The sequence below is a fragment of the Pseudomonas marvdashtae genome, assembly GCF_014268655.2.
Lineage (GTDB): Bacteria > Pseudomonadota > Gammaproteobacteria > Pseudomonadales > Pseudomonadaceae > Aquipseudomonas > Aquipseudomonas marvdashtae.
This window is the reverse complement of sequence record NZ_JABWQX020000001.1, coordinates 3,344,877-3,357,388: the sequence shown is the minus strand read 5'-3', so window position 1 is coordinate 3,357,388 and position 12,512 is coordinate 3,344,877. Positions and strand designations below refer to the sequence as shown.

11 protein-coding genes are annotated in these 12,512 nt (G+C 61.3%); 3 read left to right on the top strand and 8 right to left on the bottom strand.

Translation table 11 applies throughout. The features are described from left to right. Positions 1 to 23: 23 nt before the first annotated feature. The 4 genes from HU742_RS15030 to HU742_RS15015 form a co-directional block, all read right to left on the bottom strand. The gene (locus HU742_RS15030; protein WP_186644626.1) at positions 24 to 1,139 is read right to left on the bottom strand and encodes a Gfo/Idh/MocA family protein; all 1,116 of its coding nucleotides are present in this window, start codon (positions 1,137 to 1,139) and stop codon (positions 24 to 26) included. Between the two features lie 103 nt (positions 1,140 to 1,242). Then, positions 1,243 to 2,010 (bottom strand): SDR family oxidoreductase, encoded by a 768-nt coding sequence (locus HU742_RS15025; RefSeq protein WP_003180553.1) that lies wholly within the window; start codon positions 2,008 to 2,010, stop codon positions 1,243 to 1,245. A 24-nt stretch (positions 2,011 to 2,034) separates the two neighbouring features. Further along, positions 2,035 to 3,102, bottom strand: coding sequence for a phosphotransferase family protein (locus HU742_RS15020; RefSeq protein ID WP_186644625.1), 1,068 nt, complete (start codon positions 3,100 to 3,102; stop codon positions 2,035 to 2,037). Between the two features lie 184 nt (positions 3,103 to 3,286). After that, positions 3,287 to 4,240, bottom strand: a complete 954-nt coding sequence (locus tag HU742_RS15015) for a 2-hydroxyacid dehydrogenase (protein ID WP_186644624.1) — start codon at positions 4,238 to 4,240, stop codon at positions 3,287 to 3,289. A 297-nt stretch (positions 4,241 to 4,537) separates the two neighbouring features. Here HU742_RS15015 and HU742_RS15010 point away from each other — a divergent pair, with 297 nt between their 5' ends. Further along, on the top strand, positions 4,538 to 5,818 hold the full coding sequence (locus tag HU742_RS15010; RefSeq protein WP_186640098.1) for a serine/threonine transporter: 1,281 nt from the start codon (positions 4,538 to 4,540) through the stop codon (positions 5,816 to 5,818). Between the two features lie 81 nt (positions 5,819 to 5,899). Here the strand turns inward: HU742_RS15010 and acnB are convergent, their stop codons facing one another. Next, positions 5,900 to 8,500 (bottom strand): bifunctional aconitate hydratase 2/2-methylisocitrate dehydratase, encoded by a 2,601-nt coding sequence (gene acnB, locus HU742_RS15005; RefSeq protein WP_186640225.1) that lies wholly within the window; start codon positions 8,498 to 8,500, stop codon positions 5,900 to 5,902. Between the two features lie 408 nt (positions 8,501 to 8,908). Between acnB and HU742_RS15000 the strand changes: the two genes are divergently transcribed. Continuing rightward, positions 8,909 to 9,379: a DUF1289 domain-containing protein gene (locus tag HU742_RS15000; protein ID WP_186614915.1), complete on the top strand. Its 471-nt coding sequence runs from the start codon at positions 8,909 to 8,911 to the stop codon at positions 9,377 to 9,379. A 335-nt stretch (positions 9,380 to 9,714) separates the two neighbouring features. Here the strand turns inward: HU742_RS15000 and HU742_RS14995 are convergent, their stop codons facing one another. After that, positions 9,715 to 10,578: a universal stress protein gene (locus HU742_RS14995; protein ID WP_186640100.1), complete on the bottom strand. Its 864-nt coding sequence runs from the start codon at positions 10,576 to 10,578 to the stop codon at positions 9,715 to 9,717. Positions 10,579 to 10,738: 160 nt separating this feature from the next. Here HU742_RS14995 and HU742_RS14990 point away from each other — a divergent pair, with 160 nt between their 5' ends. Next, entirely contained in the window at positions 10,739 to 11,341 is a 603-nt protein-coding gene (locus tag HU742_RS14990; RefSeq protein WP_186640102.1) for a MiaE family protein, read from the top strand. Here the strand turns inward: HU742_RS14990 and HU742_RS14985 are convergent. Both HU742_RS14985 and HU742_RS14980 read right to left on the bottom strand, forming a co-directional pair. Beyond that, positions 11,338 to 11,826: a GFA family protein gene (locus tag HU742_RS14985; RefSeq protein WP_186644622.1), complete on the bottom strand. Its 489-nt coding sequence runs from the start codon at positions 11,824 to 11,826 to the stop codon at positions 11,338 to 11,340. The genes HU742_RS14990 and HU742_RS14985 overlap by 4 nt on opposite strands. Before the next feature lie 45 nt (positions 11,827 to 11,871). Beyond that, the gene (locus HU742_RS14980; RefSeq protein ID WP_186644621.1) at positions 11,872 to 12,489 is read right to left on the bottom strand and encodes a DNA-3-methyladenine glycosylase family protein; all 618 of its coding nucleotides are present in this window, start codon (positions 12,487 to 12,489) and stop codon (positions 11,872 to 11,874) included. Between the last annotated feature and the right edge of the window lie 23 nt (positions 12,490 to 12,512).

Sequence of the window (12,512 nt, the reverse complement as noted above, 5' to 3'; positions counted from 1 at the left end):
TGGCCAGAGTGGGAAATCAGTGGCTAGCGCTCCCTGACTTTCACCCAACGCTCCTCCCGCGCCGCCACGCGAATCGCCGCCGCCAGTCGCTCCACCTCCCAAGCCTCCTCGAAATCCGTGCCGCTGCCGCCTTCGCCAGCGAGGGCCATGATCAGTTCCTGCACTTCCAACGTCTTCAATTCGTTGTACCCCAACTGGTGTCCGGCGGCCGGGCTGAATGCGGCATAGCCGGGCAGGTCCGGCCCGGCCAGCAAGCGCTGGAAGCCCGGCTGGCCGGCGCGACAGACGCGCAATTCGTTCAGCCGTTCCTGATCAAATGCCAGGGTGCCGAGGGTGCCGCTGATCTCGAAACTCAGGTGGTTCTTGTAGCCGTGCTTGAGCCAGCTGCTGCTGACCGTGCCCCGCGCGCCATTGGCGAAGCGCAAGAGCGCGTGGACCTGGTCGTCCACCGCGATGGCACATTGTTCGGCGGTGCCTGCGCGAGCGGGGCGTTGGCTGTGCACGGTCTGGCTGTCGGCGCATACCGCTTCGATGTCACCCAGCAGATGCCGGGCCATGGCCAGCAAGTGGCTGCCCAGGTCGGCCAAGGCACCGCCGGCATGCTCGGCTTCGCAGCGCCATGACCACGGCGAGGTGGGGTCGGCCATGAAGTCCTCGCTGAATTCGCCCTGGAAACTGACGATCCGCCCCAAGTCCCCGCGCTGGATCATCTCCCGCGCCAATTGGATGATCGGGTTGTGCTGATAGTTGTAGCCGACCCGCGTCACCACGCCGGCGGCCTTGGCGGCCTGTCGCATGCGGTCGGCCTGTTCCAGGGAAACTGACAGGGGTTTTTCACAGTAGACAGGTTTCCCCGCGGCCAGCGCGGCCAAGGCCATCGGATAATGCAAATGGTTGGGCGTGGTGATGGCGATCAGGTGGACGTTGGGATTGTCGATCAGTTGCTGCCAGTCGCCGTGGGACGTCTCGAACCCCCAGCTCTGGGCGCACTGTCGGGCACGCTGCGGATCGGCGTCAGCCAGGGCGGCCAGTTTCAGGTCCAGGGGAAGGTCGAACACCGCTTTGGCATTGTGGAACGCCAAGGCATGGGCACGGCCCATGAAGCCGGTGCCAATCAGACCGATGCCGAGTTCACGCATGAGAAGAGCCCTTTGAATTTTTATTTTCAGAAGGGCTCTTTATGGAATAAATATTCCTAAATTGCAATTGGTGGAATAAATATTCATTTTTGCGAGGAGCATCTCAGGACAGGAAACCCCCGTCCACATTCAGCGCCACACCTGTGGTGTAGCTCGACGCATCGCTGGCCAGATACAACACTGCGCCGGCCATTTCGCTTGGATCGGCCACACGCTTGAGGGGGATCTGCGCCAGGGCGGTTTTCAGGATGGCGTCGTTCTTGACCAGCGCCGAGGCGAACTTGGTGTCGGTCAGCCCCGGCAGTAGCGCGTTGCAGCGGATGCCAAACTGCGCGCATTCCTTGGCGAAGACCTTGGTCATGTTGATCACCGCGGCCTTGGTCACCGAGTAGATGCCTTGGAAAATGCCCGGCGAAATACCGTTGATCGACGCGACGTTGATGATGCTGCCGCCACCGTTTTCACGCATCAGCTTGCCGGCTTCCACCGACATGAAGAAATAGCCGCGAATGTTGACGTCGACGGTCTTCTGGAACGCGCCCAGGTCGGTGTCCAACACGTTGCAGAATTGCGGGTTGGTGGCTGCGTTGTTTACCAGGATGTCCAGACGACCGAACTGCTCGCGAATCCCGGCGAACACTTGGCTGATCTGTTCCATTTCACCAATGTGGCAGGCGATGGCGGTGGCCTTGCCGCCAGCGGCGATGATCGCATCGGCCACGTGCTGGCAACCGTCGAGCTTGCGGCTGGAGACGATCACATGGGCGCCTTGCTGGGCCAGCAGTTTGGCGATGGCCTCGCCGATGCCGCGGCTGGCGCCGGAAACGAAGGCGATCTTGCCGTCGAGGTCGAACAACTGAGTCTTGGACATGCTGTTTCCTTGTTATAGGTGCGCTCAGAGCGTGGATTTATGGATGACTTGCAGGCTCATCTGTTCCAGCAGCTGGTTCATCTGAACGAACTGCGCGAAGCGTTTGTCCTGGGTCTGGCCATGAAAGAAGCGGTAGTAGATCTGCTGGACAATACCCGCCAGGCGGAAAAGCCCGTAGGTGTAATAGAAGTCGAAGTTGTCGATGCGCATGCCGGCGCGCTCGGCGTAATAATCGACGAATTCCCGACGGGTCAGCATGCCCGGCGCATGGCTGGGCTGGCGGCGCAGCAATTGCACCGGCGCCGGATCGCCGGCCTCGATCCAGTAGGCGAGGCTGTTACCCAAGTCCATCAGCGGGTCGCCGAGGGTGGTCAGTTCCCAGTCCAGCACGCCGATGATCTGCATCGGGTTTTCCGGGTCGAGGATCACGTTGTCGAAGCGATAGTCGTTGTGGACGATGCTTGAGGTGGGGTGATCGGCGGGCATCTTGTCGTTGAGCCAGGCCTTCACCACCTCCCATTTCGGCGCGTCGGGGGTCAGCGCTTTTTCGTAGCGGTCGCTCCAGCCACGAATCTGTCGGGCCACGTAGCCTTCAGGCTTGCCCAGGTCGGCCAAGCCGCACGCCTGGTAATCGACCCGGTGCAGTTCGACGAGACGGTCGATGAAACTCTTGCACAGCGCTTCGGTACGGGCTGCGTCGAAGCCCAGTTCCGGCGGCAACTCGGCGCGCAGGATGATGCCTTTGACCCGTTCCATCACGTAGAACTCGGCGCCCATCACCGACTCATCGGTGCAATGCACATAGCCTTTCGGGCAATACGGGAAACCGTCGCGCAACTGATTGAGAATACGAAACTCGCGGCCCATGTCATGGGCGGATTTCGCTTTGTGGCCGAACGGCGGACGGCGCAGCACGAATTCCTGTTCGGGATATTCCAGCAGGTAGGTCAGGTTCGACGCGCCGCCAGGAAACTGGCTGATCACCGGTGTGCCGGTCAGGCCGGGAATGTGGGCCTTGAGGTACGGGTCGATCAGGCTGGCATCGAGTTCTTCACCGTCGCGCACCCGGGTGGACTGATCAGTAACTGCCATGCTTATCCCTTCTGCTTATTTTGGAGGCCATCGATCATTGGCTAATCTAATGGGGTGACGCAGGCGCCACAAGCACGCACGGGTCTTATAGGTTAGCGTGTTGCAAGGTAATCAGCCGGCCTGATGGCCTGCGGGTTTGCCAGTCTGTCCCGAGGACAACGGTGGAGTTGAGCCAGTGTTCGGCTCAAATCTGCGCCTCGGGCAATGGCACTGGGGTCAGCACTGGTTTACCGGAAAAGAACGCGGTCAGGTTCTGGCCCACCAGCTCCACCGTCCCGCGGGTCGCTTCCGGCGACAGGCCTGCGACGTGGGGCGTCAGCACCACGTTTGGCAGTTTTTTCAACGCATCGGGTACCTCGGGTTCGTGATCGAACACGTCCAGGGCCGCTCCGGCAATTCGCCGTTGTTCAAGGGCGTTGAGCAGATCGCCAGTCGCGACGACGCTGGCCCGGGCGATGTTGACCAAAAAGCCGTTGGGCCCCAAGGCATTGAGGACTTGTTTGTTGATCAGCTGGCGGGTGTCCAGGCCACCGGGCGTGGCAATGATCAGGAAATCGGAGGCGCGAGCCAGTTCCATGGGCGTGGCGCAGAAGGTATAGGAGACATCATTGCGCACCCTGCGGTTGTGGTAGCTGACACTCATGTCGAAACCGAGGGCCGCCCGCTTGGCAATGGCCATGCCCACGGAGCCCAGGCCGAGTACACCCAGGCGCTTGCCGGCCAGGGACGGGCGCATGACTTTCGCCCATTCACCACGGCGCACGCTGGCATCGGCGCGAGGAATGTCACGCACCAGCGCCAGCAGCAGCGCCATGGCATGGTCGGCCACCGAGGAAGCGTTTACCCCGGCACCGTTGGTGACGACGATGCCACGGTCGCTGGCCGCTTGCAGGTCCACTTGTTCATAACCGGCGCCGATCACGCAGATGATTTTCAGGTTGGGCAGGGCGGCGATTTCCTCCGCCGTCAAACCCAGCGGGCCGCGGGTCAATACGGCGCTGAAGCGATCGCCGTGTTCGAATATCGCCGTCCTGCGTTCGGCAGGGGTTGGCGCCAATTCCAGGTGATAGCCCTGGCGTTCCAGGATCGGCAGGTATTCGTTGACAGTTTCCACCAGTACCAGAACGGTTGCGGTCATGCTGTGCTCCTGTGGGCGGTTTGTTGATCATCGGTAATGAACTTGATTGTAGGGGGCGAAGGACGGGAGGCGGGGCTTTTTAGCTGTTCATTTCGGATCCACTGGCGGTCATGGATTTTCGACTTGCGTTTCGAACTTGAACCCTCTGATCCGCTTGACCGCTCTTCAGCTAAGCCTTTGCTTCTGCTCACGAATCCCGGACAATCGCGCCCCTGTTTCGGCCAGGGCGCTGCCTGTCGGGTTTTTCCGACTCGTCCCGGCCGGGTGCATGTGACCGGAATGCGGAGATCCGACCGGATGAATGATCAGGCCAATAGCGTCGAAGAGCGCTTTGAAACGACAGCCCCTGCCACCCTCAGCCAATGGAGTCGCCACGATACGACCTGGATGCTGGGCCTGTTTGGGACCGCCATTGGCGCCGGCACGCTGTTTTTGCCGATCAATGCCGGCCTCGGCGGTTTCTGGCCGCTAGTGATCCTCGCCTTGCTGGCGTTCCCCATGACCTTTTACGCGCACCGTGGCCTGACCCGCTTCGTGTTGTCCGGCCGTGAAGGCGCGGACATCACCGAGGTGGTGGAGGAGCATTTCGGTATCAAGGCCGGTGCGCTGATCACCTTGCTCTACTTTTTTGCGATTTTTCCGATCCTGCTGATCTACAGCGTGGCGCTGACCAATACGGTGGGCAGCTTCCTGGAGCACCAACTGCATGTGCAGCCGCCACCTCGCGCCGTGCTATCGCTGATGCTGATCCTGGGCCTGCTGGCCGTGGTCCGCTGCGGCGAGCAGGCGATCGTCAAGGCCATGAGCCTGATGGTCTATCCTTTCATCGTGGCGCTGCTGTTCCTGGCGGTGTTCCTGGTTCCGCATTGGAACGGCGGCATCCTGGCCACGGCCTCCACGTTGCCGCAGCCTTCGGCGCTGCTGCATACCCTGTGGCTGGCGATTCCGGTGATGGTGTTCTCGTTCAATCATTCGCCCATCATCTCGGCGTTTGCGGTGGATCAGAAGCGTCGCTACGGTCCTCGCGCTGAAGAGCGCAGCGCGCAGATCCTGTCGCGTGCCCATCTGCTGATGGTGGTGATGGTGCTGTTTTTCGTGTTCAGTTGCGTGTTGACCCTGTCCCCGGCGCAGTTGGCCGAGGCCAAGGCGCAGAACCTGTCGATCCTGTCGTACCTGGCCAACCATTTCAGCAATCCGACCATTGCCTTCGCAGCGCCATTGATTGCGTTCGTGGCGATCTCCAAGTCATTCCTCGGCCATTACATCGGTGCCAGCGAAGGTCTCAAGGGCCTGATCGTCAAGAGCGGACGCCGTCCAGCCGCCAAGACCCTCGATCGCCTGACTGCGGCGTTCATGTTGCTGGTGTGCTGGATCGTCGCCACGCTCAACCCGAGCATCCTGGGCATGATCGAAACCCTCGGCGGTCCAGTCATTGCGGCGATTTTGTTCCTGATGCCGATGTACGCCATCCGCAAAGTCCCGGCCATGGCGCGCTATCGCGGCCAGGCGTCCAATGTCTTCGTGGGGCTGGTGGGTCTGGTGGCGATTACCGCGCTGGTCTATTCGCTGACGGCCTGACCGGCGCCGCTCTGTAGGCAGGCATAAAAAAACGCCGCCCCTCGCGAGAGGGGCGGCGTTTTTAGTCGGGCGTTTTAAGCGTTAGGCTTGAACGACCGGGATGTTGGCATTTGCAGCCGCTTCACGGAACTCGGCGATCTGGTCGAAGCTCAGGTAGCGGTACACGTCCGCTGCCATGCTGTCGATCTTGCCGGCGTATTCCATGTACTCCTCGACGGTCGGCAGGCGACCCAGGATGGACGCCACGGACGCCAGCTCGGCCGAAGCCAGGTAGACATTCGCGCCGTCGCCCAGGCGGTTCGGGAAGTTACGGGTCGACGTCGACACCACGGTGGAGTTCGGTTCAACGCGCGCCTGGTTACCCATGCACAGCGAGCAGCCTGGCATTTCCATGCGTGCGCCGGCCTTGCCGTAGATGCCGTAGTAGCCTTCTTCGGTGAGCTGGTGAGCGTCCATCTTGGTCGGCGGCGACAGCCACAGACGGGTTGGCAGCTGACCCTTGACCTGCTCCAGCAGTTTACCGGCAGCACGGAAGTGACCGATGTTGGTCATGCACGAGCCGATGAACACTTCGTCGATCTTCTCGCCAGCAACGCTGGACAGCAGACGGGCGTCGTCCGGGTCGTTCGGCGCGCAGAGCACAGGCTCCTTGACGTCGGCCAGGTCGATCTCGATGATCTCGGCGTATTCGGCGTCCTTGTCGGCTTCCAGCAGCTCAGGGTTGGCCAGCCAGGCTTCCATCGCCTGGGCACGACGTTCCAGGGTGCGAGGATCGCCGTAGCCTTCGCCGATCATCCAGCGCAGCAGGGTAATGTTCGACTGCAGGTACTCGGCAATCGATTCCTTGGAGAGCTTGATGGTGCAACCAGCGGCCGAGCGTTCCGCCGAGGCGTCGGACAGCTCGAAAGCTTGTTCGACGGTCAGGGTTTCCAGGCCTTCGATTTCCAGGATGCGGCCGGAGAAGGCGTTTTTCTTGCCTTTCTTCTCGACGGTCAGCAGGCCTTTCTGGATCGCGTAGTAAGGGATGGCATGGACCAGGTCACGCAGGGTGACGCCCGGTTGCAGCTTGCCCTTGAAACGAACCAGGATCGACTCGGGCATGTCCAGCGGCATGACGCCGGTGGCGGCGGCGAAGGCCACCAGGCCGGAGCCGGCCGGGAACGAGATGCCGATCGGGAAACGGGTGTGGGAGTCGCCACCGGTGCCGACGGTGTCCGGCAGCAGCATGCGGTTCAGCCAGCTGTGGATGATGCCGTCGCCCGGACGCAGGGACACGCCGCCGCGGGTCATGATGAAGTCAGGCAGGGTGTGGTGGGTGGTCACGTCGATCGGCTTCGGATAAGCCGCGGTGTGGCAGAACGACTGCATCACCAGATCGGTCGAGAAGCCCAGGCACGCCAGGTCCTTGAGTTCGTCACGGGTCATCGGGCCAGTGGTGTCCTGGGAACCGACGGTGGTCATCTTCGGCTCGCAGTAGGTGCCCGGGCGAACGCCGGTCACGCCGCAGGCCTTGCCGACCATTTTCTGCGCCAGGGTGAAGCCCTTGGTGCTTTCGGCCGGTGCTTCAGGCTTCTTGAACAGCTCCGACGGTGGCAGGCCCAGCTCGGCGCGTGCCTTTTCGGTCAGGCCACGGCCAATGATCAGCGGGATACGGCCGCCAGCGCGGACTTCGTCCAACAGGACCGGAGTCTTCATTTCGAAGGTGGTCAGGACTTCATCGGTGCCGTGCTTGCAGACTTTGCCAGCATGCGGGTACAGGTCGATCACGTCGCCCATGTGCATGTTGGACACATCGAATTCGATCGGCAGGGCGCCGGCGTCTTCCATGGTGTTGTAGAAAATCGGCGCGATCTTGCTGCCGAAGCAGAAGCCGCCGGCACGCTTGTTCGGGACGTACGGAACGTCATCGCCGAAGAACCAGAGCACCGAGTTGGTTGCCGATTTACGCGACGAACCGGTACCGACCACGTCACCGACGTAGGCGATCGGGAAGCCTTGGCCACGCATCTCTTCGATCTGCTTCATCGGGCCGGTCTTGCCTTGCTCGTCCGGGACGATGCCGTCACGGGCCATTTTCAGCATGGCCAGGGCGTGCAGCGGGATGTCCGGGCGGGACCAGGCATCAGGGGCAGGGGACAGGTCGTCGGTGTTGGTTTCGCCAGTCACCTTGAACACGCGCAGGCTGATCTTGTCGGCCAGCACCGGGCGGTTCTTGAACCACTCGCCATCGGCCCAGGATTGCAGCACGGCCTTGGCGTGAACGTTGCCGTTCTTGGCTTTTTCAGCGACGTCATGGAACGCATCGAACATCAGCAGGGTGTGCTTGAGTTCCTTGGCCGCTACCGGCGCCAGCTCGGCGTTGTCCAGCAGCTCGACCAGGGTGACGATGTTGTAGCCGCCCTGCATGGTGCCAAGCAGTTCGACCGCGCGCTTCTTGTCAATCAGAGGGGACTGGGCTTCGCCCTTGGCCAGTGCGGAGAGAAAACCGGCCTTGACGTAGGCGGCTTCGTCGACGCCAGGCGGAACGCGATTGGTGATCAGGTCAACGAGGAAAGCTTCTTCGCCAGCCGGGGGATTCTTCAGCAGCTCGACCAGGCCTGCGGTTTGTTCGGCGTTAAGCGGCTGGGGAACGATACCCAGTGCTGCACGCTCTTCGATATGTTTGCGGTAGGCTTCAAGCACAGTTATTACCCTCATCAGTGGTCCCAAATGGGTGTCCGGGACGCTCATCCAGAAACTCACGGCACTCATGCGCGTCAGGGGCCTTTTGGGCCTCCACGCCAGAGTTGCCGGAGTTCCTCACAGAAGCTGCTTTCAAAGTTTTACGCCTGCAGAACGGGAGCTGATGAGGGTTGGCGTTGGGCTTTCCCCGCTGGAAAGACCCTTCGCCAACACCGCTCTGAAGGAACGACTGTGCTCGTGACGCTTTGAAAACAGCTTCTAACGGACATTGGCGCCTTAAAAGGCTGGCTGATTCTACGGGAAAAAAATATTAAAGGTAAGTTGGCCCATGAAGTTTGAAGGGGTGATCAATCTTAGACAAAGGGCTAACATGCCGGCCTGTCCTGTTTTTTTGCGTGTGCGTTACCTATGCCCAACCAGCTCATCAAGACCCCCTGCGTCGGCCTCTGTTCCACTGTCTACGGTGACTTGGTGTGCCGTGGTTGCAAGCGGTTCCACCACGAAGTGATTCACTGGAACGGCTACAACGAGGAGGAAAAACGCGCGGTGTGGATGCGGCTGGAGCAGCTGTTGGTGCAGGTGATGGTGGCCAAGCTGGAGGTGTTCGACCCGGGCCTGCTGCGCCAGCAACTGGAGACACGCAAGATCCGCTTCGTGCCCCACCAGTCGGAATACTGCTGGGCCTACCAGTTGATCGCCCGGGGCGCGCGAGTAATCAACAACCTCGAAGCCTACGGCATGGTGCTGATGCCGGAATTTCGCGATTGGGAGCTGCCGGACCTGCGTGATGCCATTGATCGGGAATTTTTCCTGCTGTCCGAAGCCCATTACCAGCGCTACATCGCGCCGGGGTTTCTCAAGGATGCGATCGGCGGCTGACAGGCCTTCATGTGTGGCAAGTTACTTTTAGTTTTTGGACCAGGTAGCTCTTGTGGCGAGGGAGCTTGCTCCCGCTGGGTTGCGAAGCGACCCTCGCTCTTGATCCTGATAATTCCTGAACCTGGAAAATCCAGGCGTCTGCTGCGCTGCCGAGCGGGAGCAAGCCCTTATGGAACAAATTACAAATCCATGTTTTTAAAGTACTTTTCAACAGGCTGCAGTGTGGCTCAGTTGGACCGTTATCCCCTCGCCACAAGACCTGTTCCCTGCGCGACAGCGCAGCGTCGGCGACGCGGCGGGGACTCCCTCGCCACAACAGCCTTATCGTCCGCGCCTCATTCCTTGACCGCCAGCTCCACCAGGTGATCCTCGACTTCCTGCGGCTTGAGCACCAGCACATCGCTTTCCAGGGTATCGAGCACGGCTTCGGCGGTGTTGCCGATCAGCACCCCTGACAAACCCGAGCGGGCCACGGTGCCGATCACCGTGACCGCCGCCTGGAGCTTGTGGGCCATGAAGGGAATCAGCACGTCCGCCGGGCCTTCCATGATATGCAGGTGTTGGTCATCGATATCGAATTCGGCTTGGAACGCGCGGCATTGCTCGCGATAGCGAGCCTCGATGGTTTCCTTGAGCTGGAAGGTCGGGTCGGCGGACGAGAGCATCGGCGACGGATGGGCGCTGATCACATGCAGGTGCGCCTTGGCCAATCTGGCAATGTCATAGCCATGATCGATGATGGTGGAGTGCAGGTGGCGATGCTCGCCATCGGCATTGCCGACATCGACGGCGGCCAGGATGACCCGGTCCTTCCAGGAGCCCGTAGTCTTGACCAGCAGCACCGGGGTTGGGCAATGGCGCAGCAATTTCCAGTCAGCGGGTGTCAACAGGGCCTTCTTCAACGGGCTGTCGGGGAAATGCTGCTTGATCACCAGGCCGCACCCTTCGGCCTGCTGCACGTCAATGATGGTTTCGTAGAGGCTTTCGTTCCAGGCTTGCTCGGTGGTGACGCTGTAGCCGTCCGCCACCAAGGCCGCCTTCAGTACGCCGAGCATGCCAGCGTGATCGTGCCGTTTGTCGCACACCAGCAGGTGCAGGTGCGCCTGGGTCACGCCGGCGATCAGTTTGGCGCGCTTGAGTGCCAGGCTTTCCGAATGTTCGGGGTCGATGACCACCAGGATGCTGCGAATGGCTTGCATGATCGGTGTCTCCAGCAATGAAAAGGCACTGCGTTGCTCAACTATAGTTGCTATGAACGGTCCGTCGACTTGATGCATATCAACAGCGGTGGCTGGTGGTCTGGGGGCAGGCCGGTATAATCGGCGCCCTTCGCTCGACTACCTTCTTGCCGTGAGCCCCATGATCCTTCCCGAAATCCACGAATTCCTCGGCTGCCGCACCCCCGATGCCTGGGTCCAGGCCGCGCTGGCCGACCAGGAAACGTTGCTGATCGACCACAAGAACTGCGAGTTCAAGGCCGCCAGCACCGCCCTGAGCCTGATTGCCAAGTACCACTCCCATGTCGACCTGATCAACATGATGTCGCGCCTGGCCCGGGAAGAGCTGGTGCATCACGAGCAAGTCATGCGCTTGATGAAAAAGCGCAAGGTCGCGTTGCGCCAGCTCTCCGCCGGACGCTATGCCTCGGGTTTGCGCAAGGTGGTGCGCAGCCACGAGCCGGTGAAACTGGTGGACACGCTGGTGGTCGGCGCCTTCATCGAAGCCCGCAGTTGCGAGCGTTTCGAGGCCTTGGTGCCGCATCTGGATGAGGAGCTCGGCAAGTTCTATTTCGGCCTGCTGAAAAGCGAAGCCAGGCACTTCCAGGGTTACTTGAAACTGGCCTACCAATACGGTGACGCCAAGGACATTGCCCAGGTCATCGACCGAGTCCGTGCCGCCGAGCGCGAGCTGATCGAGTCGGCGGACGCGGAGTTTCGGTTCCACAGCGGCGTGCCAGCCTAACGGGTCAAACCCAGGCGCTCATGCCATTGGGCAATCGATTCCTCTGGATACACCTCCCATTGTTGGTCGCCCGGGTGCGCCTCGACTTCGACCCACGGCGCCTTGGAACCGAGCATGAGATGGGTGTGTTCCGGCGGCACCGGCAGCGGTGTATCGATGGCCGAGGCAAAAGGATGGATCAACTCCGGCCATTGCGGGCTGAATAGCCACAATCCCGAGCCGCACAGTGAGCAGAAATGCCGCTCGGCGCTGCTGCGGTGGGACCGCTTGTCGCTTTCGTCCTTGAGGCGCGCATGGTAGATCGTAATGTGCTTGCGACCTTGCACCTTCAGGCTTTTCGCGTCGCCCCCCAGGTTGATCGCATAACCGCCGCCGCCCTGGGTCTTGCGGCAAATCGAGCAGTAGCAGCGCTGGTAGGGGTAGGGGTGAACGCAGTCCAGGCTGAACGTTACGGCGCCGCAGTGGCAGGATCCTTCGAGCTGCATGGTTGCCTCCGGTCCGAATTGAAATGACCCGGATAGTTTAGACGGTCAGCGGTTAGGCACCCGCCACAAGTACCACGCCGCGACGGTCCGATAAGGGCTCCAAGCCTGGCCGATGTCGATCATCTGCCTGCGACTCGGCTGAGCGTCCAGTCCCTTGAGCCGCCGATAACCGTCGCGAACCCCGAAATCGTCCGCTGGCAAGATGTCGGGCCGCTCCAGGCTGTAGATCAGCAGCATCTCCACGGTCCAACGGCCGACGCCGCGCAAGGTGACCAGGCGTTCGATCAACGCTTCATCGTCCATGGCCAGCGCCGTGGCGTAATCCGGTACGATCCCGTCCAGCGCCGCCTGGGCGATGCCTTGGATGGTCGCGGTCTTGCTGGCGGAAAAGCCGCAACTGCGCATCTGCGTAACGTCGGTCGCCAGTATTTGCTCGGGCCGCGGGAAGGTCCCCTGGGGAAATAGCCCCAACAGCCGGCCGAGAATTGCATCCCCGGCCTTGGCATGCAGTTGCTGATAGGCAATCGCCCGCACCAGCGCCTCATAGGGATCGCGGGCCGGCTTGGGTTGCAGCAGGCAGGGGCCGGTCGCCTCGACATGGCGTCGCCAGTCTTCGTCAAGGTTTGCCAGGAATGCCGTCGCTTGGTGATAGGGCACAGGCATCAGGTCTTTGTCCGGGGCATCGT

What these genes read in the sequence shown, in the direction of transcription:
- HU742_RS15000 (WP_186614915.1), top strand. Translation starts at nt 8,909, where the DNA reads ATGCCCAACCAGCTCATCAAGACCCCCTGCGTCGGCCTCTGTTCCACT.
- HU742_RS14995 (WP_186640100.1), bottom strand. Translation starts at nt 10,578, where the DNA reads ATGCAAGCCATTCGCAGCATCCTGGTGGTCATCGACCCCGAACATTCG.
- HU742_RS15015 (WP_186644624.1), bottom strand. Translation starts at nt 4,240, where the DNA reads ATGACCGCAACCGTTCTGGTACTGGTGGAAACTGTCAACGAATACCTG.
- HU742_RS15025 (WP_003180553.1), bottom strand. Translation starts at nt 2,010, where the DNA reads ATGTCCAAGACTCAGTTGTTCGACCTCGACGGCAAGATCGCCTTCGTT.
- HU742_RS14980 (WP_186644621.1), bottom strand. Translation starts at nt 12,489, where the DNA reads ATGCCTGTGCCCTATCACCAAGCGACGGCATTCCTGGCAAACCTTGAC.
- HU742_RS14990 (WP_186640102.1), top strand. Translation starts at nt 10,739, where the DNA reads ATGATCCTTCCCGAAATCCACGAATTCCTCGGCTGCCGCACCCCCGAT.
- HU742_RS15020 (WP_186644625.1), bottom strand. Translation starts at nt 3,102, where the DNA reads ATGGCAGTTACTGATCAGTCCACCCGGGTGCGCGACGGTGAAGAACTC.
- HU742_RS15030 (WP_186644626.1), bottom strand. Translation starts at nt 1,139, where the DNA reads ATGCGTGAACTCGGCATCGGTCTGATTGGCACCGGCTTCATGGGCCGT.
- HU742_RS14985 (WP_186644622.1), bottom strand. Translation starts at nt 11,826, where the DNA reads ATGCAGCTCGAAGGATCCTGCCACTGCGGCGCCGTAACGTTCAGCCTG.
- HU742_RS15010 (WP_186640098.1), top strand. Translation starts at nt 4,538, where the DNA reads ATGAATGATCAGGCCAATAGCGTCGAAGAGCGCTTTGAAACGACAGCC.